Origin of the sequence: Bradyrhizobium aeschynomenes (assembly GCF_013178945.1) — a bacterium.
Taxonomy (GTDB): domain Bacteria; phylum Pseudomonadota; class Alphaproteobacteria; order Rhizobiales; family Xanthobacteraceae; genus Bradyrhizobium; species Bradyrhizobium aeschynomenes.
The window spans coordinates 85503-110629 of the sequence record NZ_JABFDM010000010.1 but is presented as its reverse complement, the minus strand read 5'-3'; the positions used below and the strand labels follow the sequence as shown (position 1 = coordinate 110629).

19 protein-coding genes and 1 riboswitch are annotated in these 25127 nt (G+C 67.0%); of the genes, 16 read left to right on the top strand and 3 right to left on the bottom strand.

Annotated features, from left to right (window positions below):
• Window positions 1-134 precede the first annotated feature (134 nt).
• The 6 genes from acs to cysC all read left to right on the top strand — a co-directional run bounded on the left by acs (window position 135) and on the right by cysC (window position 8991).
• Window positions 135-2087: an acetate--CoA ligase gene (acs, locus tag HL666_RS25640; protein ID WP_172184256.1), complete on the top strand. Its 1953-nt coding sequence runs from the start codon at window positions 135-137 to the stop codon at window positions 2085-2087.
• A gap of 221 nt (window positions 2088-2308) precedes the next feature.
• Window positions 2309-2803, top strand: coding sequence for a L,D-transpeptidase (locus HL666_RS25635; RefSeq protein ID WP_172113076.1), 495 nt, complete (start codon window positions 2309-2311; stop codon window positions 2801-2803).
• A 162-nt stretch (window positions 2804-2965) separates the two neighbouring features.
• Window positions 2966-4996 (top strand): methyl-accepting chemotaxis protein, encoded by a 2031-nt coding sequence (locus HL666_RS25630; protein WP_172112964.1) that lies wholly within the window; start codon window positions 2966-2968, stop codon window positions 4994-4996.
• A gap of 112 nt (window positions 4997-5108) precedes the next feature.
• Window positions 5109-6128, top strand: coding sequence for a sulfotransferase family protein (locus HL666_RS25625; protein ID WP_172184253.1), 1020 nt, complete (start codon window positions 5109-5111; stop codon window positions 6126-6128).
• Window positions 6125-7096 (top strand): sulfate adenylyltransferase subunit CysD, encoded by a 972-nt coding sequence (cysD, locus tag HL666_RS25620; RefSeq protein WP_172184250.1) that lies wholly within the window; start codon window positions 6125-6127, stop codon window positions 7094-7096. The genes HL666_RS25625 and cysD overlap by 4 nt, the downstream gene beginning before the upstream one ends.
• Complete coding sequence (gene cysC / locus HL666_RS25615; RefSeq protein ID WP_172184247.1) at window positions 7096-8991, top strand: adenylyl-sulfate kinase; 1896 nt, start codon at window positions 7096-7098, stop codon at window positions 8989-8991. Before cysD ends, cysC begins: the two co-directional genes overlap by 1 nt.
• Before the next feature lie 30 nt (window positions 8992-9021).
• On the opposite strand, the gene HL666_RS25610 is transcribed toward cysC, so the two are convergent.
• Window positions 9022-9276, bottom strand: a complete 255-nt coding sequence (locus HL666_RS25610) for a DUF1674 domain-containing protein (protein WP_172184244.1) — start codon at window positions 9274-9276, stop codon at window positions 9022-9024.
• 196 nt (window positions 9277-9472) lie between these two features.
• On the opposite strand from HL666_RS25610, the gene HL666_RS25605 reads away from it, so the two are divergent.
• The 3 genes from HL666_RS25605 (at window position 9473) to purH (ending at window position 14526) form a co-directional block, all read left to right on the top strand.
• Entirely contained in the window at window positions 9473-10825 is a 1353-nt protein-coding gene (locus tag HL666_RS25605) for an RsmB/NOP family class I SAM-dependent RNA methyltransferase (RefSeq protein ID WP_172112969.1), read from the top strand.
• Between the two features lie 267 nt (window positions 10826-11092).
• Window positions 11093-12784 (top strand): heparinase II/III family protein, encoded by a 1692-nt coding sequence (locus tag HL666_RS25600; RefSeq protein WP_172112970.1) that lies wholly within the window; start codon window positions 11093-11095, stop codon window positions 12782-12784.
• Window positions 12785-12826: 42 nt separating this feature from the next.
• A riboswitch (ZMP/ZTP riboswitch) is annotated at window positions 12827-12907 on the top strand.
• A gap of 26 nt (window positions 12908-12933) precedes the next feature.
• Window positions 12934-14526 carry a bifunctional phosphoribosylaminoimidazolecarboxamide formyltransferase/IMP cyclohydrolase gene (gene purH, locus HL666_RS25595; protein ID WP_172184241.1) on the top strand — a complete coding sequence of 531 codons (1593 nt, stop codon included), beginning with the start codon at window positions 12934-12936 and terminating at the stop codon, window positions 14524-14526.
• A gap of 130 nt (window positions 14527-14656) precedes the next feature.
• Here purH and HL666_RS25590 read toward each other — a convergent pair whose 3' ends face one another.
• Window positions 14657-16066, bottom strand: coding sequence for an MFS transporter (locus HL666_RS25590; protein ID WP_172184238.1), 1410 nt, complete (start codon window positions 16064-16066; stop codon window positions 14657-14659).
• 163 nt (window positions 16067-16229) lie between these two features.
• Here HL666_RS25590 and ggt point away from each other — a divergent pair, with 163 nt between their 5' ends.
• Together ggt and HL666_RS25580 are read left to right on the top strand one after the other, a co-directional pair.
• Entirely contained in the window at window positions 16230-17936 is a 1707-nt protein-coding gene (gene ggt, locus HL666_RS25585; RefSeq protein ID WP_172184235.1) for a gamma-glutamyltransferase, read from the top strand.
• A 184-nt stretch (window positions 17937-18120) separates the two neighbouring features.
• Window positions 18121-19527, top strand: a complete 1407-nt coding sequence (locus tag HL666_RS25580) for a serine hydrolase domain-containing protein (RefSeq protein WP_172133728.1) — start codon at window positions 18121-18123, stop codon at window positions 19525-19527.
• A gap of 3 nt (window positions 19528-19530) precedes the next feature.
• On the opposite strand, the gene HL666_RS25575 is transcribed toward HL666_RS25580, so the two are convergent.
• The gene (locus HL666_RS25575; RefSeq protein ID WP_172112975.1) at window positions 19531-20196 is read right to left on the bottom strand and encodes a glutathione S-transferase family protein; all 666 of its coding nucleotides are present in this window, start codon (window positions 20194-20196) and stop codon (window positions 19531-19533) included.
• 166 nt (window positions 20197-20362) lie between these two features.
• Here HL666_RS25575 and HL666_RS25570 point away from each other — a divergent pair, with 166 nt between their 5' ends.
• From HL666_RS25570 to panE, 5 genes are all read left to right on the top strand, one after another.
• On the top strand, window positions 20363-20935 hold the full coding sequence (locus tag HL666_RS25570; protein ID WP_172184232.1) for a DUF2239 family protein: 573 nt from the start codon (window positions 20363-20365) through the stop codon (window positions 20933-20935).
• A gap of 110 nt (window positions 20936-21045) precedes the next feature.
• On the top strand, window positions 21046-22392 hold the full coding sequence (locus HL666_RS25565; protein WP_311976353.1) for an MATE family efflux transporter: 1347 nt from the start codon (window positions 21046-21048) through the stop codon (window positions 22390-22392).
• Between the two features lie 95 nt (window positions 22393-22487).
• Window positions 22488-23096, top strand: coding sequence for a 2-hydroxychromene-2-carboxylate isomerase (locus HL666_RS25560; protein ID WP_172112977.1), 609 nt, complete (start codon window positions 22488-22490; stop codon window positions 23094-23096).
• A 105-nt stretch (window positions 23097-23201) separates the two neighbouring features.
• On the top strand, window positions 23202-23939 hold the full coding sequence (locus HL666_RS25555) for an SDR family NAD(P)-dependent oxidoreductase (protein WP_172184229.1): 738 nt from the start codon (window positions 23202-23204) through the stop codon (window positions 23937-23939).
• Between the two features lie 107 nt (window positions 23940-24046).
• A complete protein-coding gene (panE, locus tag HL666_RS25550; protein WP_172184227.1) occupies window positions 24047-24970 on the top strand; it encodes a 2-dehydropantoate 2-reductase in 924 nt (307 codons plus the stop codon).
• The last annotated feature ends 157 nt before the right edge of the window (window positions 24971-25127 follow it).

The following is a 25127-nucleotide window of genomic DNA, read 5'->3' as shown; positions in this document are numbered from 1 at the left end:
TTGATCCTGCGCAGACCGCCTCCCCGCCGAAGGTTCTACTTGTCTTGCCTTGTCGCCGCCGGTTACGCGGACGCATAGTGGGAACAACGACGGCCTGCGATGGACCACGGCGGGCCGCATGCGGAGGGTGTGAAATGTCCGAGAAGATCTACGACGTTCCGGCCGAGTGGACGAAACGCGCCTTTGTCGACGACGCCAAGTACCAGGAGATGTACGCGCGCTCGATCAAGGACCCCAACGGCTTCTGGGCCGAGCAGGCCAGGCGCGTCGACTGGATTCACGCGCCGACCAAGATCGAGAACGTCTCCTACGCCCCCGGCAACATCTCGATCAAATGGTTCGAGGACGGCGTCCTCAACGCCGCCTACAACTGCATCGATCGCCATCTCGCCAGCCGCGGCGACCAGACCGCGATCATCTGGGAGGGCGACGATCCCTCGCAGTCCAAGCACATCACCTATCGCGAGCTGCATGACGAAGTGTGCAAGATGGCCAACATCCTGCGCAACCGCAACGTCAAGAAGGGCGACCGCGTCACCATCTATCTGCCGATGATTCCCGAGGCCGCCTATGCGATGCTGGCCTGCGCCCGCATCGGCGCCATCCATTCGGTGGTGTTCGCCGGCTTCTCGCCGGACTCGCTCGCCCAGCGCATCAAGGATTGCGATTCCAAGATCGTCATCACCGCCGACGAGGGCCTGCGCGGCGGCCGTAAGGTGCCGCTGAAGGCCAATGTCGACGCGGCGCTCAACAAGGTCGACAATGTCGACTGGGTCGTCGTGGTCAAGCGCACCGGCGGCAAGGTGGAGATGAACCCGAGCCGCGACTTCTGGTACCACGAGGCGGCGGAGATGGTGACGACCGAATGCCCGGTCGAGCACATGAACGCGGAGGATCCGCTGTTCATCCTCTACACCTCGGGCTCGACCGGCCAGCCCAAGGGCGTGCTGCACACCACCGGCGGCTATCTCGTCTACGCCGCGATGACGCATCAATACGTGTTCGACTATCACGAGGGCGACGTCTACTGGTGCACCGCCGACGTCGGCTGGGTCACCGGCCACAGCTACATCCTGTACGGGCCGCTGGCGAATGGCGCGGTCACGCTGATGTTCGAAGGCGTGCCGAACTATCCGGACAATTCGCGGTTCTGGAACGTCATCGACAAGCACAAGGTCAACATCTTCTACACCGCGCCGACCGCGATCCGCGCCCTCATGCAGGGCGGCGACGAGCCGGTGAAGAAGACCTCGCGCGCCAGCTTGCGCCTGCTCGGCTCGGTCGGCGAACCGATCAATCCCGAAGCCTGGGAGTGGTATCACCGCGTCGTCGGCGACGACCGCTGCCCGATCGTCGACACCTGGTGGCAGACCGAGACCGGCGGCATCCTGATCACGCCGCTGCCCGGCGCCACCAAGCTCAAGCCGGGCTCGGCGACGCGGCCGTTCTTCGGCGTGGTGCCGGAGATCGTCGACGCGGACGGCGTGACGCTCGAGGGCGAGTGCACCGGCAATCTCTGCCTCACCCGCTCCTGGCCGGGACAGATGCGCACGGTTTACGGCGACCATGCCCGCTTCGAGATGACCTACTTCTCGACCTACAAGGGCAAGTACTTCACCGGCGACGGCTGCCGCCGCGACGCCGACGGCTATTACTGGATCACCGGCCGCGTCGACGACGTCATCAACGTCTCCGGCCATCGCATGGGCACCGCCGAGGTCGAGAGCGCGCTGGTGGCGCATCCGAAGGTCTCGGAAGCCGCCGTGGTCGGCTACCCGCACGACATCAAGGGCCAGGGCATCTACGCCTATGTCACCTTGATGGCCGGGGAAACGCCGAGCGAGGAGCTGCGCAAGGAGCTCGTCGCCTGGGTGCGCAAGGAGATCGGCCCGATTGCCTCGCCGGACCAGATCCAGTTCTCGCAAGGGCTGCCCAAGACCCGTTCCGGCAAGATCATGCGCCGCATCCTGCGCAAGATCGCCGAGGACGAGCCGGGCGCGCTGGGCGACACCTCGACGCTCGCCGATCCCGGCGTGGTCGACGATCTCGTGCAGCACCGGCAGAACCGCAAGGAGAAGCAGGCCTGAGCCCGGCCTGTCCGGCGCGCCGTCCTCGGATTCGTCAAGGACCTCGACACTCCCGCGGATGTTTCCGCGGGAGTGTTGTTTTCATGTCATTTACTTGCGGACGAAGTTTTCCTTTCCTCAAGCGATCCGAGTGCTCCCGGCGGGGAGTGTCACCGGTGTCACCGGGCAAGGGGGATGCGATGCGGATGGCAGCGATCAGGCTGGCCTTGGCAAAGGCGGTGATGGTGGCGGCATCGGCGATCGGCGCCACGCTGGCGACGGCCGGCACGGCCTCAGCCCGGCCCGAACTGGTCGGCATTGCCGGCGACTATTCGCCCGGCACGATCGTGGTCAGGACAGGCGAACGCAAGCTCTACCTCGTGCTCGATGGCAGCCACGCCATGCGCTACCCGGTCGGAGTCGGCAAGGTGGGCCGGCAATGGGCCGGCACCACCAAGATCGACGGCAAGTACAAGAATCCGGCCTGGGCTCCACCCGCCGCCGTCAAGCGCGACAAGCCGGAACTGCCGGATGTCATTCCCGGCGGCTCGCCGCGCAATCCGATGGGCGTCGCCGCCTTGACGCTCGCCGGCGGTGAATATGCGATCCACGGCACCAACGTGCCGAATTCGGTGGGCGGCTACGTCTCGTATGGCTGCATCCGCATGCTCAACCAGGACATCACCGACCTCTACGAGCGCGTCTCGATCGGCACGACCGTGGTGGTGACGCGCTGAACGACCACGCCGTCACATCCGGGAATCGGGGCCCCTAGAATACATTCCCTCCTAGCGGTTCCCGGACGGAACTTTTCACCTGTAGTTGTACGGCCTGCGGTATTTATAACTTCTTTAATCTTGGTTGAGCCTACTACCCGGATACAACTCTGGGGAGTGGGGATGTTCGGGTTTAATTTCAAAATAGGAACGAAGCTCGGGATTACGGCGGGGATCGGTGTGGTCCTGGTCGCGGGCATGCTGGCCAACCAGATCGTCGGCAACCAGTCGATCGCCGAACTGACTCGCCTGGCCGTCATCAACATGGCCAACAAGTCCAATGCGCAGGGCGCCGACGCGGCGCTGCTGCGCGCTCAGCTCAACCAGCAGGAGATCGCCCGGGCGACGACGCCTGACCGGCTCCAGGCCAGCCTGCAGGCGCTCCAAGGCAACCTCGCCGCCGCCGGCAGTGAAGTCGAGGCCGCACGTCAGCGCGCGACCCGCGCCGTGGCGCAGCAGCTGTATGCGGAGATTCGCCAGTCCATCGACAAGTCCGCCGCAGCCGGCGCCGATTTCGCGCGCGCGCGCGGCGAAGTTCTCGCCAAGATCTCGGCTCGCAACCAGGCTTTCGACGCCTGGAAGCGCAGCTTTCCCAAGCTGATGAGCCTGCCCAGCCTGCTCGCCTCCCCCGTGCATTTCAGCATCGAATCCGAACTGCGCACGGTCGACGCCGCCATGGCCTCGGTCAACGCTGCGAGCTGGCGCTTCGGCACGACCTCGGATCCGGCACAACGCGACATCGTGACCGCAGGGTTGGACTCGCTGCTCACCGACATGCAGAAGTCCCGCGAGCTCACCAACAACAAGGACATCCAGGCCGGGATCGACGAGCTGATCACCACCGCGACCGCGTTCAAGGCGGCGGCGCTGGACTACTTCAAGGCCGACGAGGCCAGCCGGCGGATCTTCGACGAGACGGTCGTCACCACCGATCAGGAGATCAGGAAGCGGCTGGGCGAAGGTGTGAAGATCGCCACGGACATGCTGTCGCTGCGGCAGAGCCAGTTGTCGGCCGAGATGGAGCGCGTCGGCAACGTCGCGATCGTGGTCGGCGCTCTGGTGGTGCTGATCCTGATCGGCTCGGCCGTGTTCTCGTCGCTCACCATCGCCCGCCCTATCCGGCGCGTCGGCGAAGTCCTGCTCGAACTCGCCAATGGCAACAAGGCGGTCAAGATTCCGTACACCGAGCGCGGCGACGAGGTCGGCGACAATGCGCGCGCGGCTCGCACCTTCAGGGACAATCTGATCCGCATCGAGCAGATGGAGCTCGACCAGAAGAACCAGGAGAAGATCGCCGCGCAGCAGCGCAGGGTGGAGATGATCAAGCTGGCCGATGCATTCCAGGCGGCGGTGGGAGGCATCGTCACGACGGTTTCGTCGGCGGCCCATCAGCTCGAGGGCGCGGCCGACACGTTGACGGGCACGGCCAACCAGACGCAGTCGCTGTCGGGAATGGTGGCCGCGGCGTCGGAGGAGGCGTCGACGAACGTCGGGGCCGTTGCCTCCGCCACCGAGGAAATGAGCGCCTCCGTCACCGAGATCAGCCGTCAGGTCCACGATTCCAGCCGCATTGCCGACGAGGCGGTCAAGCAGGCCGAACGGACCGATGCCCGCATCAACGAGCTGCAAGCCGCCGCCGGCCGCATCGGCGACGTCGTCAAGCTGATCACGGCGATTGCCGAGCAGACCAACCTGCTGGCGCTGAACGCCACCATCGAGGCGGCGCGCGCCGGTGAATCCGGACGCGGCTTCGCCGTCGTCGCCAGCGAGGTCAAGGCGCTGGCGGCTCAGACCGCCAAGGCGACCGAGGACATCGGCACGCAGATCGCCGGCATGCAGGCCGCGACGCAGGAGTCCGTCGCCGCCATCAAGGAGATCGGCGCCACCATCACCCAGATCTCCGACATCGCAACGACCATCGCTGCCACGGTCGAGCAGCAGGGCGCGGCGACGCGCGAGATCGCGCGCAATGTCGGCGAAGCGGCCAAGGGCACGGCCGAGGTCGCCGAAAGGATCACGGAGGTCAACCGTGGTGCCAGCGCCACTGGAAGGGCCTCGGGGCAGGTGCTGGATTCGGCACGGTCGCTGACGTTCCAGAGCAGCAATCTCAAAGTGGAGGTGGAGAAGTTTCTAGAGACCGTCCGCGCAGCCTGACCGGCTCGGTGCAGCCGGACCACGGCTGCACCGACTCGCGTAGCGCGCGCGCCAATCAATTTTCGACGCCGTTTCTTTTAATCCCTTTTCAAGCTCAGCCAGGAGCAAGCTCATGATTTTCGACATGACCACTGCCGGCTCGATCGAACTGATGGCCGACCTGATCCGGCACGATCATCGATCGCTCGACACCATGACCCTGTCGCCGGTCGGCGCTTTCCAGACCAGGACCACGACGCTCGAAACCCTGATGCGCGAGGTGACGGACTGCCTCGCCGAGAGCTTCCGGAATCGCGCGGTCGGCGACTTCCCAATGCTCTATTTCGCCTGCGGCAAGGCGCGGGTCGGATCGACAGCGCTGAGCAACCTGTTCGGCATGACGGGCATGCCGTCATACTACCAGCCGCTGAAAGCCATGTTGCGCGATGCGCAGGTGGGCCAGCCCCTGTCGCCCTGGATCGTGCCCTCGGCGAGCGACACGCCGCGCATCTTCAGCAAGGAAACGATCGGGCCCTACGTTCTTGCGGAAAGCCTGTTCAATCCGTTGAAGCTGCTGATCGACGCCGGCTATCCGCCACACCGGCTGCATCTCATCGCGCTCGACCGCGAGCCGGCCAGCGCGCTGGCGTCCTGGCTGGACAAGCTGATCTCGCGCGCTTCGGAAACCACCTTGCTGGCGCACTACGTCATCGCGGCGCTCAGCGCAGCGCGGGTTTGCAGCTACGCCAGAGAGCAGGACGTCGCGGTTACGCACTACGTCTACGAGGTCAGCAAGGAGCCGATCTCATCGATCCGCGTGCTGTTCGATCGCCTCGCTCTGTCGGGCTGCTTTGCCGAGGAAGCCGTGACCTCCTGGCAGCAGCCGGAGCAAGGGCACGGAACCAACGCACGTGTCATTTTCCCGACCGAGGCGGCGATCTACAAGGTGCCCAACCTCCACACCTCCGATAGCGCCTACCGCTATCAGTCTCGCCCGACCAGCACGTTGACCGATGCCCAGCTCGGTGTGCTGGAGCGCTGCGGCGTCAATGCCGTCTATCGCGACTCGGTTGCAGCCTGCATTCGCGACCTCGGCCTGAGCGCGGCGACGTCGGCGCGCCTGTTCGGCGATCGTGCAGGAGTGGCTGCATGAACGGCCCAAGTCACTCTTCGGCCGGAGGCGCATCCGCCTTCCGGCCGGCGGCGGCTCGGACGCACCCCTCGGCGCTCAGCCATCTGCGCCGGCTGGAAGCCGAGAGCATCGCCATCCTGCGCGAGGTCGCGGCCGAGTTCCGCAAGCCGGTGATGCTGTATTCGATCGGCAAGGATTCCTCGGTACTTCTGCACCTCGCCATGAAGGCATTCCATCCGGCCAAGCCGCCATTTCCGCTGCTGCACATCGACACGACCTGGAAATTCCGCGAGATGATCGCATTCCGCGACCGGCGCGTCCGCGAGCTCGGGCTCGAGCTTCTCGTGCACGTCAACCCGGAGGGTCTTTCCCAGGAGATCAGCCCCTTCGTCCACGGCTCAGCGCTCTACACGGACGTAATGAAGACCCAGGCCTTGCGCCAGGCGCTTGAGATGCACGGCTTCGACGCCGCCATCGGCGGCGCGCGGCGCGACGAGGAGAAATCGCGCGCCAAGGAGCGCATCTTCTCCCATCGCAGCGTCACCCATCGCTGGGATCCGAAGAACCAACGGCCCGAGCTGTGGAATCTGTACAACACTCTGCTCGTCCCCGGCGAAAGCATGCGCGTGTTCCCGCTCTCAAACTGGACCGAGCTGGACGTCTGGGACTACATCCAGCTCGAAGCCATTCCCATCGTTCCGCTGTATTTCGCCAGCCTGCGGCCGGTGGTCGAACGCGACGGCGCGCTGATCATGGTCGACGACGATCGCATGCCGCTGCAACCCGGTGAGACCCCGCAATGGCGCTCGATCCGGTTCCGGACGCTCGGCTGCTATCCGTTGACCGGCGCAACGCCGTCGACAGCGTCCGATCTCGCCGCAATCGTGCGGGAGATGGCGGCATCGCGCACCTCCGAGCGGCAAGGCCGCGTGATCGATCGCGACAGCGCCGCCTCGATGGAGCGCAAGAAGGTGGAGGGCTATTTCTGATGGCTGCTCACTCCGCAATCCTCGGCCGGACGCGCGAGTCGGCGTGGACGCAGACTGATGACAGGCCGACCCTCCGCCTCGTCACCTGCGGCAGCGTCGACGATGGCAAGAGCACGCTGGTGGGACGGCTGCTGTTCGATTCCAAGATGCTGCTCGACGACCAGCTCGACGCCCTCGCCGCCGACAGCAAGGTCGCCGGCACCGCCGGGCCGGCGCTCGATTTCGCGTTGCTGGTGGACGGCCTGCAGGCCGAGCGCGAGCAGGGCATCACGATCGACGTCGCCTACCGCTTCTTTGCCACCCGGCGCCGCCGCTTCGTCGTCGCCGATACGCCGGGCCACGTGCAATACACCCGCAACATGGCGACCGGCGCATCGCATGCCGAACTCGCCGTGGTGCTGGTCGACGCCCGCAAGGGCGTCGTCAGCCAGACCCGCCGGCACAGCCATATCCTCGCTCTGCTCGGCGTGCGTCACGTGCTGGTGGCCGTCAACAAGATGGATCTGGTCGGCTTCGATGCCGACCGCTTCACTGCAATCTCGGTGGCATTCCGCACCATGGCCGAGCAGCTCGGAATTGCCGACGTGCAATGCATTCCCGTGGTGGCATGCGACGGCGACAACGTCTTCGGCAACAGCGGGCGCATGCCCTGGTACGACGGACCGAGCGTGATGGAGCATCTCGAGGCGGTCGACGTGTCCGACGGCATCGAGAGCCGGCCATTCCGCTTTCCGGTGCAATGGGTCAACCGGCCAAATCCCGAGTTTCGCGGCTTCAGCGGTCGCGTCGCCGGCGGTACGGTGCATTGTGGTGATCCCGTGGTCGTGCAGCCCTCGGGCCGACGCAGCCGCATCTCGGGCATCGTCACCGCCGACGGCCGGCTGCAGCAGGCCGTATCGGGGCAGTCGGTGACGCTGCTGCTCGCCGACGAGGTCGATGCGAGCCGCGGCGACGTGCTCACCTCCGGCACGCCGCCGATGGTGACCGACCACATCGCGGCGCACCTGATCTGGTTCGACGACGAGGCGATGCGGCGCGGCCGCCGCTATGTGCTCAAATCCGGGACGTCGTCGATCGGCGCCGTGGTCTCGACGATGAAGCATCGCGTCTGCATCGAGACGATGGCAAAGGAATCTGCGCTGACGCTGGAGGCCAACGAGATCGGCTGCGTGGAAGTGGTTCTCGATCGGCCGCTGGTCTGCGATGCCTATCGCGACAATCGCGATCTCGGCAGCTTCATCCTGATCGACCCGTTCAGCCGTCGGACGGTCGCGGCTGGCCTGGTCGATGCGCCGCTGCGGCGGCCGGCGAACGTCAGCTGGCACACGCTCGACGTCGACAAATCGATGCGCGCGCGGCTGAAGCAGCAGAAGCCCTGCGTGCTCTGGCTCACCGGATTGAGCGGCGCCGGCAAATCCACCATCGCCAATCTGGTCGACAGGCGACTGTGCGAGCTCGGCCGTCACACGATGCTGCTCGACGGCGACAATCTTCGCCACGGCATCAATCGCGACCTCGGGTTCACGTCGGAGGCGAGGGTCGAGAACATTCGCCGGGTGACCGAGATCGCCGCACTGCTCGTCGACGCCGGCCTGATCACGCTGGTGTCGCTGATCTCACCTTTCCGCGCCGACCGCGACATGGCGCGCCGGCGCTTCGACGATGGTGAGTTCATCGAGATCCATGTCGCGACTCCGCTTTCGACGTGCGAGGCCCGCGATCCCAAGGGCCTCTACAAGCGGGCGCGCGCCGGCGAATTGTCGAACTTCACGGGAATCGACCAGCCCTACGAGGTGCCCGAGAAGCCCGACATCACCATCGATGGCGGGGCACTGTCGGCAGAAGCCGCGGCCGAGCTGATCGTCCGGCATCTGCGCGAGCATCATTACCTCTGAGCGCCGATCCATCGCCGATGCATCGGCCCTCTAGAAGTCCGAGATGATGCCCTTTCGTTCCCAGTCGCCGTAGCGGGTCGGCTCCGGCCCTTTGGGACCCTGCAACTCCTTCGGTCGCGGCTGGGCCTGCTCGGCCGCGAGCCGACGGCGCTCCTCGGCTTCGGCCAGCGCGCGTTGCGCAGCCGGCGTCAACGCCTTGCGCGGCGACTCATTGCTGGCGACCACGGCCAATGCGGGCTTGCCCTTCGGCTCACTCTTGGGCTCGTTCTCGGGCTCGTTGTTCATCTTACCATTCCACCATTGAACCGGTTCGTTCCCGACCTCATCAGATCGTGTGCCCACCCATGAAAAAACAGGGCTAATAAAAGCAGAGCCGATTCTTACATTTGGCATATTCCGGTGGCAGAGGACCCGCAAGCTGATGGCATGCACCCGATCGTCGCGGAACTGCCTTTCTTCTTTTCGCGAGTAATTTCCAGGCATGCCCCCGCCGCGTTTTGCGACTCCTTCCGAAGTCCCGGGCCTCGCGGCGCGGCGAATCGCCGCCGACGTGGTTGATGGGGTCCTGCATAAGCACCGCACGCTCGACGACCAGCTCGATGGCGCCGGAGCACATCCCGGCCTGAAGCAGCTCGCCGACCGTGACCGCGCATTGATGCGCCGTCTCGTCGCCACCACGCTGCGCCGTCTCGGCACGCTCGGTCACGTGCTGTCGCGGCTGCTCGACCGCGGCGTTCCGACCGATGCGCCGCGGGCGCAGAGCGCGCTGCTGATCGGCGCCGCCCAGATCCTGTGGATGGACGTGCCGGACCACGCGGCCGTCGACCTGTCGGTCCGACTGGTGCAGGCCGACCGCCGAGCCGCGAAATATGCCGGGCTGGTCAACGCCGTGCTGCGGCGCTGCGCCCGCGAGGGCGCGGGCCTGCTCGACGATGCCAAGGGCCAGCCGCTCGACATTGCGCCCTGGCTGCTGAAGCGATGGACCGACCATTACGGCGAGGCGACCGCCAAGGACATTGCCGCGGCGCTCGGCCAGGAGCCGTCGCTCGACCTCACCGTCAAGTCGGAGCCGGCGCAGTGGGCGTCCCGGCTGCACGGCGAGGTGCTGCCGACCGGAACCGTGCGCACCGTGCTGCATGGCTCGGTGACGGTGCTGCCGGGCTTCGCCGAGGGCCAGTGGTGGGTGCAGGATGCAGCCGCCGCGCTGCCGGCCCGCTTGTTCGGCGATGTCGCCGGCAAGACGATCGCCGACCTTTGTGCCGCTCCGGGTGGCAAGACCGCCCAGCTCGCCCATGGCGGCGCCCGCGTCACCGCCGTCGACCGCTCCCCCGCCCGGATGAGCCGGCTGAAGGACAACATGACCCGGCTGCAGCTTGCGGCCGACACGGCCGTGGCCGACGCCGCCGAATGGCAACCGGCCGGCGGCGGCGGGTTCGACGGCATCCTGCTCGATGCGCCCTGCACCTCGACCGGCACCATCCGCCGCCATCCCGACGTGGGCTGGCTGCGCAGCGAAGCCGACATCACCGCGCTGGCCGACACCCAGAGCCGGCTGCTGACCCGGGCGGCGGGCCTGCTCAAGCCGGGCGGAACCCTGGTCTATTGCACCTGCTCGCTCGAGCCCGAGGAGGGCGAGCATGTGGTCGACCACGTTCTCGCCGGCAGCGCCGAGCTTCGCCGTGTTCCGATCGACCCGGCCGAGGTGGCCGGACTGGCCGAGCTGGTAACGCCGGCCGGCGACCTGCGCACCCTGCCCTGCCATTTGCCCCACGCCGACCCGCGGCTCGGCGGCCTCGACGGTTTTTATGCGGCGAGACTGGAGCGGCGGCCTTGAGCGTGTCATCGTGCGCGCCGTGCACCGCCTCATTTGCGGTAGCAGGTTGAGGGCGTCGGCGTTGCGTTAGTCGTTAAATCCTGATTTTGCACCAGATTCTGGTCCCGCGATGATGCTGCATCAGGGCCAAAAATGGTGTATCGGCGGCATTTGCGATCTACTAAGGGTCCGCAACCGAATCCCCCTCTCGACCTAAGGCTTGGCGTGTCCGCCGCTCAACGCAGACGCATATCGACGTTGGTTCTGGGCCGCTTTGCGCGCAGCCTGATGTCCAATGTCAGCGGCGTATCGGTATCGGTATCCGGATTATGGCCGGGCCGCGCCGATCGGCTCATCATTGCGCCGCATGACCTGCGCACCTCCGACGCCACCCGGGCGGCCGAGATCTATGCCGGACGATTCGTGTTCGCCGGCAAGATCGTGACCTGCCATGGCCGCTCGATCTTCGACCTGGAGCCGCCGTCCGAGGACTGGGAGGTCGCCCTGCTCGGCTTCGGCTGGCTGCGGCATCTTCGCGCAGCCGATACGGCTCTCACCCGCGCCAATGCCCGGGCCCTGGTGGACGACTGGATCACCAACCAGATCGGACGTCATCCGCTGAGCCGCAGGGCCGACGTGCTGGCCCGCCGGGTGATCTCGCTGCTGTCACAGGCGCCGCTGGTGCTCGCCGATTCCGACGGCAAGTTCTACCGCCGCTACCTGCGCGGGCTGACCCGCGAGATCCGCTATTTGCGCTATTCGACCATCGACATCCCGGACGGAGCGCCGCGGCTGCAGGTGCTGATCGCGCTGTGCTACGCCGCCCTGTGCCTCGCCAACCAGGCCAAGCACATCCGCAGCGCCAGCCGGAAACTATCCGACGAATTGCAGCGGCAGATCCTGCCCGATGGCGGGCACGTATCGCGCAATCCGGGCGCGCTGATCGAGCTCCTGATCGACCTGCTGCCGCTGCGCCAGACCTTCGCCGCGCGCAACATCGCGCCGCCGCCGGCGCTGCTCAACGCCATCGACCGGATGATGCCGATGCTGCGCTTCTTCCGGCATGGCGACGGCAACATGGCGCTGTTCAACGGCATGGGCGGCACGCCGTCCGACCTGCTGGCAACCCTGCTCGCCTATGACGACACGCACGGCACGCCGATGGCGAGCATGCCGCATTCCGGCTTCCAGCGCCTCGATGCCGGACAGATGACGGTCATCGTCGACACCGGCCCCCCGCCGCCGCCGCATCTCAGCCACGAGGCGCATGCCGGCTGCCTCGCCTTCGAGATGTCGTCGGGGACGAGCCGCATCATCATCAATTGCGGCATGCCGTCCACCGGGCGCGACAACTGGCGCACCTTCGCGCGCAGCACGGTCGCGCATTCGACGCTGACCTATCACAACACCTCGTCCTGCACCTTCGTCGAGATGTCGGCGATGAAGCGCCTGCTGCACGGCGCGCCGATCGTGTCGGGCCCGACGCGGGTGGAGAATTTCCGCGAGGTCGTGCCCGACGGCACCGTGCTGTCGACCTCGCACAATGGCTACGCCGCCAAGTTCGGACTGATCCACCGCCGCGTGCTGGTGGCGGCAGAGGACGGCGCGCGGCTCGACGGCGAGGACACGGTGACGCCGGCGCAGGGCGCTCGGCTGCGCGGCGGCGGGTCGGACTACACGCTGCGCTTTCATCTGCATCCCGCGGTGAAGGCCAGCCGGCTCAGCGACGGCCGCGGCGCCATGCTGGTGCTGCCGAATCGCGAGGTCTGGACCTTCGAGACCTTCGAGGACCGCGTCGACCTCGAGGACAGCGTCTTCCTCGCCGGCAATGACGGCCCGCGCCGCACCACCCAGCTCGTGATCCGCCAGGACGCCCAGCAGGCCCCGTCCATCCGGTGGAGCTTCGTCCGCTCGTCGACGTCGCCGAGCGAGACCAACGCGCGCAGGAATGCAAGGCGGGAGCCCGAACTGCCGCTGTAGGCGGCAGACCGTTGTCGCCGCCGGCAAAAGCTGCTATGAGCCCGGCTCTCGCGCGACTGGCGACTTTGGATGGAGCACCATCGGGGAGCGCGGGATCGACCGCCGTGCGCCTGGGCAACTGAACCTCCTGCACAAGGATTCTGCCCGCCATGACCAACCAGCTTCGTCCCGTCCGTCGTGCTCTGCTTTCCGTTTCCGACAAGACCCGCCTGACCGACTTCGCGCGGGCGCTCGCCGCCCGCGGCGTGGAATTGATCTCGACCGGCGGCACCGCCAAGGCCATCGCCGAGGCCGGCCTGAAGGTGAAGGACGTGTCCGACCTCACCGGCTTTCCCGAGATGATGGATGGCCGCGTCAAGACGTTGCATCCCAAGGTGCATGGCGGCCTGCTCGCGATCCGCGGCAATGACGAGCACACCGAGGCGATGAAGACCCACGGCATCGCTCCGATCGACCTGCTCGTCGTCAACCTCTACCCGTTCGAAGCCGCCGTCGAGCGCGGCGCGTCGTTCAGCGACTGCATCGAGAACATCGACATCGGCGGCCCGGCGATGATCCGAGCGGCGTCGAAGAACCACGAGGACGTCGCCGTCGTCGTCGACGTCAACGACTACGAGGCCGTGCTCGAGGACCTCGCGCGCCACGATGGGTCGACCACGCTGCTGCTGCGCCGCCGGCTCGCCGCCAAGGCCTATGCGCGCACCGCCGCCTATGACGCGGCGATCTCGAACTGGTTCGCCGCCACCATCCAGAACGATGCGCCGGACTATCGCGCCTTCGGCGGCAAGCTGATCCAGTCGCTGCGCTACGGCGAGAACCCGCATCAGCACGCCGCGTTCTACGCGCTGCCCGGACGGCGCCCCGGCGTCGCCACCGCGCGCCAGCTGCAGGGCAAGGAGCTGTCCTACAACAACATCAACGACACCGATGCGGCCTATGAGTGCATCGCCGAGTTCGACCCGGCGCGCACCGCGGCCTGCGTCATCGTCAAGCACGCCAATCCGTGCGGCGTGGCCGAGGGTCCGGACCTCGTCACCGCCTACCAGAAGGCGCTGGCCTGCGATTCGACCTCGGCGTTCGGCGGCATCATCGCGATGAACCGCAAGCTCGACGCCGCCACCGCGCGCGCTATCACCGGCATCTTCACCGAGGTGATCATCGCGCCCGATGCCACCGAGGAGGCGATCGCGATCATCGCCGGCCGCAAGAACCTGCGGCTGCTGCTGGCCGGCGCGCTGCCCGATCCGCGCGAGGCCGGCCTCACGGCCAAGACCGTCGCCGGCGGGATGCTGGTGCAGAGCCGTGACAACGCCGTGGTCGACGACATGACGCTGAAGGTCGTGACCAGGCGCGCGCCGACCGACGCCGAGTTGCGCGACCTGCGCTTCGCCTTCCGCGTCGCCAAGCACGTGAAGTCCAACACCATCGTCTATGCCAAGGACTCGGCGACCGTCGGCATCGGCGCCGGACAAATGAGCCGGGTCGATTCGGCGCGCATCGCCGCCCGCAAGGCGCTCGATGCCGCGGCGGAGCTGAAGCTCGCCGAGCCGCTGACCAAGGGCTCGGTGGTCGCCTCCGACGCGTTCTTCCCATTCGCCGACGGCATGCTGGCCTGCATCGAGGCCGGCGCCACCGCCGTCATCCAGCCCGGTGGCTCGGTGCGAGACGACGAGGTCATCAAGGCCGCCGACGAGCACGGCATCGCGATGGTGCTCACGGGTGTCCGGCACTTCCGGCACTGATCGCGCCCACAACCTCCGCCGTCATTCCGGGATGCGCCGCAAGGCGCAGGCCCGGAATCCATCACCACGATCGTGAGTATGGATTCCGGGCTCGCCCTCCGGGCGCCCCGGAATGACGGCGGGGCAAGTGTCACGCGCCCTGCCCTGCACGTCGATCTACGTTGACCCGCGCCAGCAGGATCAGCCCCGTCGCGAAGAACAGCACCAGCGTGGCCATGCCGGCCTTCTGGCTCGCGGTCGCCGCGGTGATGATGCCGATCAGCAGCGGGCCGATGAATGACGTGACCTTGCCCGTCAGCGCGAACAGGCCGAAATACTGCGCGACACGGTCGCGCGGCACCATCCGGATCAGCAGCGAGCGCGAGGCCGCCTGCAGCGGCGCGCCGCAGGCGCCCATGACGCAACCGAGCAGCAGGTAGGCGCGCTCGGGCCACGAGCCGAACAGCGGGCCTCCGGGCGAGGCCGGCGCGACCGGAATGAACAGGATCGAATCCCGGCTGACCAGGAGGATCGCGATGATCGCGAGCAGCAGCAGGCTCATGCTGCCGGCGATCACCCGCTTCGGCCCGAGCCGGTCATCGAGCTTGCCGCCGAGCCAGCCGCCGAACGTGCCGGCGGCGGCGAGGATGATGCCGAAGGTGCCGATCTGGATCGTGTTCCAGCCGAACGTCCCCGCGGCATAGATGCCGCCGAATGCGAACAGCGACACCAGGCCGTCGGTGTAGATCATGTTGGCGAGCAGGAAGAGCGCGATGTCGCGCTGCTGCGGCAGGCTGCGCAACGTCTTCTTCAATTGATCGAGGCCTTCGCGCACGGCCGCGCCGAGCCGGTGCCGCGCCGGAAAATCCGGCGTGAACAGAAACATCGGCAGTACGAAGACGATGAACCAGAGGCCGGTGAGCGGCCCGGAGATGCGGTCGCCCTCATGCGTCGCCGGATCGAGCCCGAACAGCGGCGTGTGTCCGAACAAGGTGCGGCCGCTGTCCGGATTCGCCGCGAGAAAACCGAGCACGATGATCAGCGAGAGAATGCCGCCGACATAGCCGGTGGCCCAGCCGGTGCCGGACAGGCGGCCGATGCGCTCCGGCGGCACCAGGGTCGGCATCATCGCATTGTTGAACACGGTCGCGAATTCGACGCCGATGGTGGCGATCACGTAGGCCGCGAGCAGCTGCGGAATCAGTTCGGGTGCGCCGGGCCGCCCGATCCACATCAGGCCAGAGCCGATCACCAGCATCGCCCCGAACGCGGCAATCCACGGCTTGCGCCGTCCGGTCGCATCGGCGATGGCGCCGAGCAGCGGTGACAGCAGCGCGATGACGATGCCGGCCGCGGCCGTCGCAAAGCCCCACAGCGCCTGACCGCTCGCCGCATCGGGCGCGACGTGGGCGGCGAAATAGGGCGCGAAGACGAAGGTCGTGATCAGCGTGAAGTAGGGCTGCGTGGCCCAATCGAAGAAGATCCAGCTGACGACGGCCGCCCGTCCCGGATAGGTTCGGCCGTCAGCCGCATCGGTGGTCTCGATCGTGGTGACGGCCATGCGAAAATCCCCTGGGATCACGGTGTCGCGTTTTACGCCGGCGACGGGGCCCTATAACATCCGATCGTCCCAGGCGGATGTCAGCATCGGCAGAATCTCCATGTCCACGTTCACGTTTGATCGACGACGACTCCTTTCGGGCCTGATGGCGTCGGCAGGTTTCATGCTGTTGCTGGCCGGTGGCCCGCCGGCACGCGCGCTGGACGCGCGGGGCATCGACATCCCGCTGCCGCCGAACGTTGCGTTGCCGGCCGACCCGCCTGCGCATGGCATGGTGGTGGCGCAGGAGCGGATTGCAGCCGAGGTCGGCCAGCGTATCCTCGCACTCGGCGGCAACGCGGTCGATGCCGCGGTCGCCACCGGCTTCGCGATGGCGGTGACCTATCCGGTCGCCGGCAACATCGGCGGCGGCGGCTTCATGGTCATTCACCTCGCCAAGACCAATGAAGACATCGCGATCGACTATCGCGAGACCGGACCTGCCGCCATCACGCGCGACATCTTCCTCGGGGCCGACGGCAAGCCCGACATCGGCAAGTCGCGCGATTCGGCGCTGTCGATCGGCGTGCCCGGATCGGTCGCCGGGCTCGCTTTGGCGCTGGAGAAATACGGCTCGGGAAAGTTCACGCTGGCGCAACTGGTGCATCCGGCGATCGTGCTGGCGCGCGACGGCATCCCCGTTGCCGACGACGTCGCGGTCACGCTGCCGATGATGGCGCCGCGGTTGGCGAAGTGGAAATCCTCCGCGGCGATCTTCATGCGTCCCGACGGGACGGTGCTCAAGGACGGCGACCGGCTGATCCAGCGCGACCTCGCCGCGACGCTCACCGCCGTCGCCGAGCAGGGACCGCGCGGCTTCTACGAAGGGCCGGTCGCCGACAAGCTCGCCAAGGCCATCCAGGATGCCGGTGGCATCATGACATCGGCCGATCTGAAGTCCTACCGGCCCGCGTTGCGGGCGCCGGTGCGCGGCACCTATCGCGGCCATGACATCGTCTCGATGCCGCTGCCCTCCTCCGGCGGCACCGTGCTGATCGAGATGCTGAACATCCTCGAGGGCTTTCCGCTCGCCGAGCTGAAGCAGGGCTCGCCGGCCTCGCTGCATCTCTTGGTGGAGGCGATGAAGCGCGCTTATGCCGACCGCGCGCGCTATCTCGGCGATCCCGCTTTCGTCGATGCGCCGGTGCGCGCGATGCTGTCGAAGGACTATGCGGCGCAGCAGCGCGCCAGCATCGATCAGGCACGCGCGACCAGTGCCGGTGACGTGCTGAACATCAAGCCGCTCCGCGAGGGCAGCAACACGACGCATTTCTCGGTGGTCGACAATGACGGTAACGCCGTCAGCAACACCTACACGCTGAACTTCCCCTATGGCGTCGGCCTGGTCGCCGAAGGCACTGGCGTGCTGCTCAACAACGAGCTCGACGATTTCACCGCCGCGCCCGGCGCCTCGAACGCCTTCGGCCTGGTCGGCTTCGAGGCGAACCTGCCGGGGCCGGGCAAGCGGCCGCTGTCGTCGATGTCACCGACGATCGTGCTGAAGGACGGCAAGCCGGTGCTGGTGACGGGCTCGCCAGGCGGCAGCCGGATCATCTCGACCGTGCTGCAGGTGATCGTCAACGTGCTCGACTATCAGATGGACATTCGCGAGGCGGTCAACGCGCCGCGCCTGCATCATCAATGGATGCCGGACGAGGTACGGATCGAGAAGGGTTTTGCCGACAATGTGCTGGCGGAGCTGCGGGCGCGGGGTCACAAGATCGAGGAGCCGATGGGGCGAACGTCGGCCAACTCGATCCTGGTGACGCCGGCCGGGCCGGTCGGCGCGCCCGATCCGCGCAGCAAGGGCGCGACCGCCGCCGGGCGTTGATGCCAGTGCGGATAGCGGCGTGGCGGTTCCGCGCCATGCCGGATGTCGTTGCCCCGGATGACGATTTGCCGCCGCCCCGTTGGGGCGTTCCACCGTGTCCTTCCGTTGGCGAGGTGCCGAAGCCGGGTTAGAAGAATGCCAGGGCGCAGCGTGGCTCGCTCGCAGAAACGATTCAGGCGTTCTGGTGAACTTGCGAAGATTTTCGGTCGGTCTCCTGGTGTTTGCGGGTCTGCTGGTGGCGGGCTGGCTGACCTATCGGCCCGACCGGGCGCTGCGCGCGGCGACGACGGCGGTGGCGCAGATGATCTGCGCCAAGACGTTCGTCTCCGGCCTCGATCCGCACACCGTGTTCGCGGAAACGATGGAGCGCCCCGGCCTGCGCCGCTTGCGCGCCGTGATGCGCTACCGCGTCGAAACCGACATGCGGATGGTGGAAGCCTCGCTGCTCGGCCTGCACGCCACCCGCGCGACGTTTCATGACGGGCTCGGCTGCGTATCGCCGCAAGGCCAGAAGCCGCCTTACGTGCCGCACAGCGACGTCGGCGCCTTGCGCACCGCCGGGCCGGCGCCGGCGCTGCCTGATTTTGCGCAACCAAGCACGGTGGAACCTACCGAGCCCGCCCTCAAGACCGCACTCGATCACGCCTTCGAGGAGCCGGCCAATCCGCCGTTCCGGCGCACCAAGGCGGTCGTCGTCATCAAGGACGGCCGGCTGATCGCGGAACGCTATGCCCCGAACATCGGCGTCGATACGCCGCTGATCGGCTTCTCGATGACGAAGACGGTCACCAACGCACTGCTCGGGGTCCTCACGCGGCAGGGCAAGCTCAGCCCGTCGATGCCGGCACCGGTCGCGGAATGGCGCGATTCCGGGAATGGCCGGCACGCAATCACCATCGAGCAGTTGATGCGCATGACATCAGGGCTGGCGCTGGACGAGACCAATTCGGGCTTCGATCCGTCGAGCCAGATGGAGATCCATCGTGACATGGCGGCCTTTGCCGTCCATGCGCCGTTGATCGCGCCGCCGGGTCACCGCTGGGCCTATTCGAGCGCGAGCACGCAGATCCTGGCCCGCATCATCCGGGATGTCGCCGGCGGGCCGGAGCAGGCCATCGAGCTCGCCTGGCGCGAGCTGTTCAACCCGCTCGGCATGCGCAGCGCGACGCTGCAATATGACGGCACCGGAACGTTGCAGGGTCACGCCAACATGCTGGCGAGCGCGCGCGACTGGGCGAGACTCGGGCTGCTCTATCTTGGCGATGGCGTTGCCGGCGACACGCGGATCCTGCCCGAGGGGTGGGTGGCGATGTCGGCGACCGCAACGCTCGACACCGACTATGGCGCCGGGCTGTGGACTAATCGCAGCCAGCACGCCAACGCGCTGGGCCGCGCCCGCGCCGGCATTCCCGCGGACGCCTTCTTCGCCTTCGGCCTGCTCGGCCAGCGCCTGGTGATCATGCCGAGCCAGCGCATGGTCGTGGTTCGGCTCGGCGATTCCGTCGATCCTGACGGAGACATCAAGGGCGTCGCGCGGCTGGTGCGCGAGGTGATCGCCGCGACCGAATCGCCGGCGACCGCCGCGAAGTAGCGCTCAGCGACCCACTTCGTAGGGCCCGCCTTTTTCCAGCGCGATCTTGTAGGCCGGCCGCGCCTCGATACGGGCGAGCCAGTCCATCGCGCGCGGATGGCCCTGCTCCAGGCCGCCGCGCGCCGCGGCCGCCTGCAGCGGAAAGCTCATCTGGATGTCGGCGGCGGTGAAGTCGTTGCCGGCGAACCAGTCGCTGGTCTGCAGCTCGCTCTCCCAGAACGCCATATGCTGCTTGAGCTGCGGATTGACCAGCGTCGTCAGCGCCTGGTTGGAGACCTTGCGCACCAGCGGACGCAGCAGGGCGGGGGCACGCTTGGGCATGATGTTGAACAGCAGCTTGAGCAGCAGCAGCGGCATCGCCGAGCCCTCGGCGTAGTGCAGCCAGTACGAATAGCGCAGCCGCTCCGGCGTCTTCGGCGGCGGGATCAGCCGTCCATTGCCGTAGGTCTCGATCAGATATTCGACGATGGCGCCGGACTCCGCGACCGTGTTGCCGTTGTCCGTGATCACGGGTGACTTGCCGAGCGGATGAATCGCGCGCAGCTCCTTTGGCGCGCGCATGTCGGGCTGGCGCTCGTAGCGGATGATCTCATAGGGCAGGCCGAGTTCCTCGAGCAGCCAGAGCACACGTTGCGAGCGGGAGTTGTTGAGATGGTGAACGGTCAGCATAGAGGCCCCAGGGAGAGATCGAGTGGCAGGCGGTGTTCCGTAGCAGGACGGAACGGCTTCGGCGAGGCATGGGATGCGCTCCAGAATGTCCGTATATTTACCCGGGTAATATTGACAAATATTTTTATCCGGGCTTAATTGATCTCCTCCGAAGGGATTGATGAACATGGATACCTACACCGCCTTTGCCGGCCACACCCGCATCGCGGCCGGGCCGCTCCCCAAGGTCGCGCTGGCGCTGAAGCACGGCCCTGCGACGACCGCGGCGGTGATCATCCTCAGCGACCGCACCGGGCGTCCGATCGACCTCGATCTGCGGGGCAGCGACCGGGAGATCCTGGCGCGCCTCCCCGCGGACACGCGGGCCGCCGCCGACGAGCCGCCGAGCGAGCCGCGCGGTCGCGGCCGGCCGAAGCTCGGCGTCGTCGCCCGCGAGGTTACGCTGCTGCCGCAGCACTGGGAATGGCTGAGCGCCCAGCCCGGCGGCGCCTCGGTGGCGCTGCGCAAGCTGGTGCACGATGCCCGCCGCGCCAGCGGCGACAAGGATCGTGCCCGCGAGGCCCGCGATGCCGCCTATCATGTGATGTCGGCGATCGGCAGCGACCTGCCGGGGTTCGAGGAGGCGTCGCGGGCGCTCTTCGCCGAGGATCTCGGCCGCCTCGCCGCCCTGATCGCGGACTGGCCGGCCGACATCCGCGACCATGTCGTGGCGCTCGCCCATCGTCACCGCGCGGACTGAGTGCCGCTGCCCAAGAGCGCCAGCGAGAGCGGCCGTCCGCGGCCCGCTCTCGCTTCAATTCCTTCAACGCGGCTGCGCCTCGATAGCAGGTCGGCCGACGGACCCATGCCGTGTCAACTCCCGCGCCTCTCCGCAAGCCGTTCCTGACGTTCCTCGCACCGATGATGCTGAGCAACATCCTGCAATCGCTGTTCGGCACCATCAACAACGTCTATCTCGGCCAGATGATCGGCGTCGACGCGCTCGCCGCGGTGTCGGTGTTCTTCCCGGCGATGTTCTTCTTCGTCGCCTTCGTCATGGGTCTCGGCTCCGGCGCCAGCGTTTTGATCGGCCAGGCCTGGGGCGCCAGGGAGATCCTGAAAGTGAAGGCGATTGCCGGCACGACGTTGACCATCACGCTGCTGCTCGCCGGCCTGATCGCGCTCGGCGGCCTCTACAGCCGCGAACTGCTGACCGCGCTCGCCGCGCCCGCCAACATCCTCGATGCCGCCGCGAGCTACGCCCGCATCATGATGATCACGATGCCGCTGACGTTTGCCTACATCATGCTGTCGTCGCAGCTGCGCGCAGTCGGCGATACCGTGACGCCGCTCGCCGCGCTGGCCGCCTCGACCCTGCTCGGGCTGGTGCTGACGCCGGTGTTCATCCGCGGCTGGTTCGGCGCGCCCCAACTCGGCGTCGCCAGCGCGGCCTGGGCCTCGGCGATCTCGACGCTGCTGACGCTCACTCTGCTCCATCTCCATCTGCGTCGGCGCCAGCATCCGCTCGCGTTCGATACGGCGTTCCTCAGGGGCATGCGGCCAGATCCAAAGCTGCTGCGCATCGTGCTGCGGCTCGGCATTCCCGCAGCCATCGGCATGATCGTGATGTCGCTGGCGGAGATGGTGCTGATCGGGCTGGTCAACGGCTTCGGCTCGGACGCCACGGCGGCCTATGGCGCCGTCAATCAGGTGCTGGGTTACGTGCAGTTTCCGGCGCTGTCGATCGCGATCTCGGTCTCGATCTTCGGCGCCCAGGCGATCGGCCGCGGCAACGCGGCGCAGATCGGCCGCATCGTGCGCACCGGGATCGAGATGAACGTGGTGCTGACCGGCGGCCTGGTCGCGCTCGGCTATCTGTTCTCGCGCAGCCTGATGGGGTTGTTCATCACGGACCCCGCCGTGATCGAGGTGGCACAGCGCTCGCTCCATATCGTCTTGTGGAGCTCGGTGCTGTTCGGCCTGTCGACCACGTTCTCCGCGGCGATGCGAGCGGGCGGCACGGTGTGGACGCCGCTGGCGATCTCGGCCTTCTCCATCATCGCCGTCGAGGTGCCGGTCGCGACGTGGCTCAGCCGCAGCATCGGCCTCGACGGGGTCTGGCTCGCCTATCCCGTCACGTTCGCAACCATGATGCTGCTGCAGATGAGCTATTATCTGCTGGTCTGGCGCAAACGGACGGTGGAGCGGATGATCTGAAGCGCCGGCGAGCTGCAATATGACGATCATCATAAAGCTCTGGACGCCGCCGCGGCGCTGGACCACAATGTGCAAAACCTCCGAGGAAACCGCCCATGAGCCGACCTGCACCAGAGTTCCTGTTCGACTTCGGCAGTCCGAACGCTTTCCTGAGCCATGAGGCGATCCCGGCCATCGTCCAGCGCATCGGCGTCCAGTTCTACTATGTGCCGGTGCTGCTCGGCGGCATCTTCAAGGCGACCAACAACAAATCGCCGGCCGAGTCGCTCGCCGGCATCAAGAACAAGCGCGAGTTTCACGAGATCGAGACCCAGCGCTTCCTCAAGCGCTACCATGTGCAGCCCTGGGTCTGGAACCCGAACTTCCCGGTCAACACGCTGAACCTGATGCGCGCCGCGATCGCCGCCCAGCTCGAGGGCGTGTTCGAGCACTATGTCGACGCGGCGTTCCACCACATGTGGCGCGAGCCGAAGAAGATGGACGATCCCGAGATCGCGATCGCTGCCATCACATCGTCCGGGCTCGACGGCGCCAGACTGTTCGCCCGCGCCCAGGAGCCGGAGGTGAAGGCGAAGCTGGTCGAGAACACGCAGCGCGCCGTCGAGCGCGGCGCGTTCGGCTCGCCGACCTTCTTCGTGGGCAACGAGATGTTCTTCGGCAAGGAGCAGCTGCGCGACGTCGAAGAATTCATCCTCGGCAGATAACTCCGTCATTGCGAGCGCGGCGAAGCCATCCGGGGCGACCCTCACGACTCTGGATGGTTTCGCTGCGCTCGCAATGACGACGTGGTGAGAACGGAGACCCCCAGCATGCAACAGCGCAACGCCACCGTCGCGGTGATCGGCGCCGGCGATTATATCGGCGCCGAGATCGTCAAGAAGTTCGCCTCCGAAGGCTTCACCGTGTTCGCCGGCCGGCGCAACGGCGAGAAGCTGGCTCCCTTGGTGGCCGAGGTCGAAGCCGCCGGCGGCTGCATCGTCGCACGCTCGCTCGATGCGCGGAAGGAGGACGAGACCACCGCCTTCCTCAACGATGCCGACAGGCATGCGCCGCTCGAGGTCGTGATCTTCAACGTCGGGGCCAACGTCAACTTCCCGATCCTGGAGACCACCGACCGGGTGTTCCGCAAGGTCTGGGAGATGGCGTGCTGGGCGGGCTTCGTCACCGGCCGCGAGGCGGCCAGGCTGATGCTGCCGCGGGGCGGCGGCAAGATCTTCTTCACCGGCGCGACCGCGTCGCTGCGCGGCGGCGCGGGCTTTGCGGCGTTTGCCTCCGCCAAGTTCGGCCTGCGCGCGGTGGCGCAGTCGATGGCGCGCGAGCTGATGCCGCAGAACATCCATGTCGCCCACCTCATCATCGATTCCGGCGTCGACACCGCCTGGGTGCGGGAGCGGCGCGCGCAGTTGTGGGGCAAGGAGGCCCTCGACAACCCCGACCTCCTGATGCCGCCCGCCTCCGTCGCCGGCGCGTATTGGCAGCTCTACCAGCAGCCGAAGAGCGCCTGGACCTTCGAGATGGAGATCCGGCCGTTCGGCGAAAAATGGTAAGGGGCGACTAGGGAGTAGCGAATAGCGAATGGAGCCCATCCCCATTCGCGACTCGCCATTCGCCATTCGCTTCTGCATGATGCGGCCCGCTCACAGAGGGATCCACCATGCGAATTCTCGTCGTCGGCGCCGGCGCGATCGGCGGCTATTTTGGCGGCCGGCTGCTGCAGTCCGGCACTGATGTCACGTTCCTGGTCCGCCCCCGGCGCGCATCCGAGCTGGCCAGTGCCGGCCTCGTCATCCGCAGCCCGGCCGGCGACGTCACCCTGCCCAATCCGCCGACCGTCCAGGCCGACAGTCTGAAACAGCATTTCGATGTCGTGCTGCTGAGCTGCAAGGCGTTCGACCTCGACGACGCGATTGCGTCGTTCGCGCCGGCCGTCGGTCCCGACACCGCGATCATTCCGCTGCTCAACGGCATGAAGCATCTCGACGTGCTCGATGAAAGGTTCGGCCGCGCCCGCGTGCTCGGCGGGCTCTGCGCGATCGCGGCGACGTTGAACGACAACCGCGAGGTGGTGCAGTTGCAGCCGATGCAGTCGCTCAGCTTCGGCGAGCGCGACGGCGGTTCGTCCGACCGCGTCCGGGCGATCTTCGAGATCTTCCAGCGCGGCAATTTCAATGCCTCGGCCAGCGACCACATCATGCAGGACATGTGGGAGAAGTGGGTCTTCCTCGCTTCGCTCGCCGCATCCACCACCCTGATGCGCGCACCGGTCGGCGTGATCCTGACCGCACCCGGCGGCAAGGACTTCCTGCTGGGCATGCTCGACGAATGCAGCGCCGTCGCCGCCGCGGCCGGTTATGCTCCAGCCGGTGCGTTCTTCCAGCGCGTCTCCGGCATGATCACGGCGGAGGGCTCGCCGATGACCGCCTCGATGTTCCGCGATCTCCGCGCCGGCCTGCCGGTCGAGGCCGATCACGTCATCGGCGATCTGGTAGCACGTGCCGACGCTGCAAAGGTGCCGGTGCCGCGGCTCCGGATTTCGTACACGCAGCTCAAGGTGTACGAGGCGCAGCGGGGAAAGTAGTTACTCCCACGCGCGACAAGCGGGTAAAAAGTGTATCTGTGAACCACGATGCCGCCACGCCCACCGCTGTCGTCCCGGCCTTGAGCCGGGACCCATACCCCCAGGGAGCGGTTTGAGGCGGGCTGGTCATAGGCATCCTGCCGATCACGACCGCCGC

Excerpts from the sequence above, each read along its gene's own strand:
- HL666_RS25560 (WP_172112977.1), top strand. The coding sequence starts at position 22,488 with ATGAGCCGACCTGCACCAGAGTTCCTGTTCGACTTCGGCAGTCCGAAC.
- cysD (WP_172184250.1), top strand. The coding sequence starts at position 6,125 with ATGAACGGCCCAAGTCACTCTTCGGCCGGAGGCGCATCCGCCTTCCGG.
- HL666_RS25555 (WP_172184229.1), top strand. The coding sequence starts at position 23,202 with ATGCAACAGCGCAACGCCACCGTCGCGGTGATCGGCGCCGGCGATTAT.
- panE (WP_172184227.1), top strand. The coding sequence starts at position 24,047 with ATGCGAATTCTCGTCGTCGGCGCCGGCGCGATCGGCGGCTATTTTGGC.
- HL666_RS25600 (WP_172112970.1), top strand. The coding sequence starts at position 11,093 with ATGTCCAATGTCAGCGGCGTATCGGTATCGGTATCCGGATTATGGCCG.
- HL666_RS25630 (WP_172112964.1), top strand. The coding sequence starts at position 2,966 with ATGTTCGGGTTTAATTTCAAAATAGGAACGAAGCTCGGGATTACGGCG.
- acs (WP_172184256.1), top strand. The coding sequence starts at position 135 with ATGTCCGAGAAGATCTACGACGTTCCGGCCGAGTGGACGAAACGCGCC.
- HL666_RS25635 (WP_172113076.1), top strand. The coding sequence starts at position 2,309 with ATGGTGGCGGCATCGGCGATCGGCGCCACGCTGGCGACGGCCGGCACG.
- HL666_RS25605 (WP_172112969.1), top strand. The coding sequence starts at position 9,473 with ATGCCCCCGCCGCGTTTTGCGACTCCTTCCGAAGTCCCGGGCCTCGCG.
- cysC (WP_172184247.1), top strand. The coding sequence starts at position 7,096 with ATGGCTGCTCACTCCGCAATCCTCGGCCGGACGCGCGAGTCGGCGTGG.
- HL666_RS25570 (WP_172184232.1), top strand. The coding sequence starts at position 20,363 with ATGGATACCTACACCGCCTTTGCCGGCCACACCCGCATCGCGGCCGGG.
- HL666_RS25625 (WP_172184253.1), top strand. The coding sequence starts at position 5,109 with ATGATTTTCGACATGACCACTGCCGGCTCGATCGAACTGATGGCCGAC.
- HL666_RS25575 (WP_172112975.1), bottom strand. The coding sequence starts at position 20,196 with ATGCTGACCGTTCACCATCTCAACAACTCCCGCTCGCAACGTGTGCTC.
- purH (WP_172184241.1), top strand. The coding sequence starts at position 12,934 with ATGACCAACCAGCTTCGTCCCGTCCGTCGTGCTCTGCTTTCCGTTTCC.
- HL666_RS25610 (WP_172184244.1), bottom strand. The coding sequence starts at position 9,276 with ATGAACAACGAGCCCGAGAACGAGCCCAAGAGTGAGCCGAAGGGCAAG.
- HL666_RS25590 (WP_172184238.1), bottom strand. The coding sequence starts at position 16,066 with ATGGCCGTCACCACGATCGAGACCACCGATGCGGCTGACGGCCGAACC.
- ggt (WP_172184235.1), top strand. The coding sequence starts at position 16,230 with ATGCTGTTGCTGGCCGGTGGCCCGCCGGCACGCGCGCTGGACGCGCGG.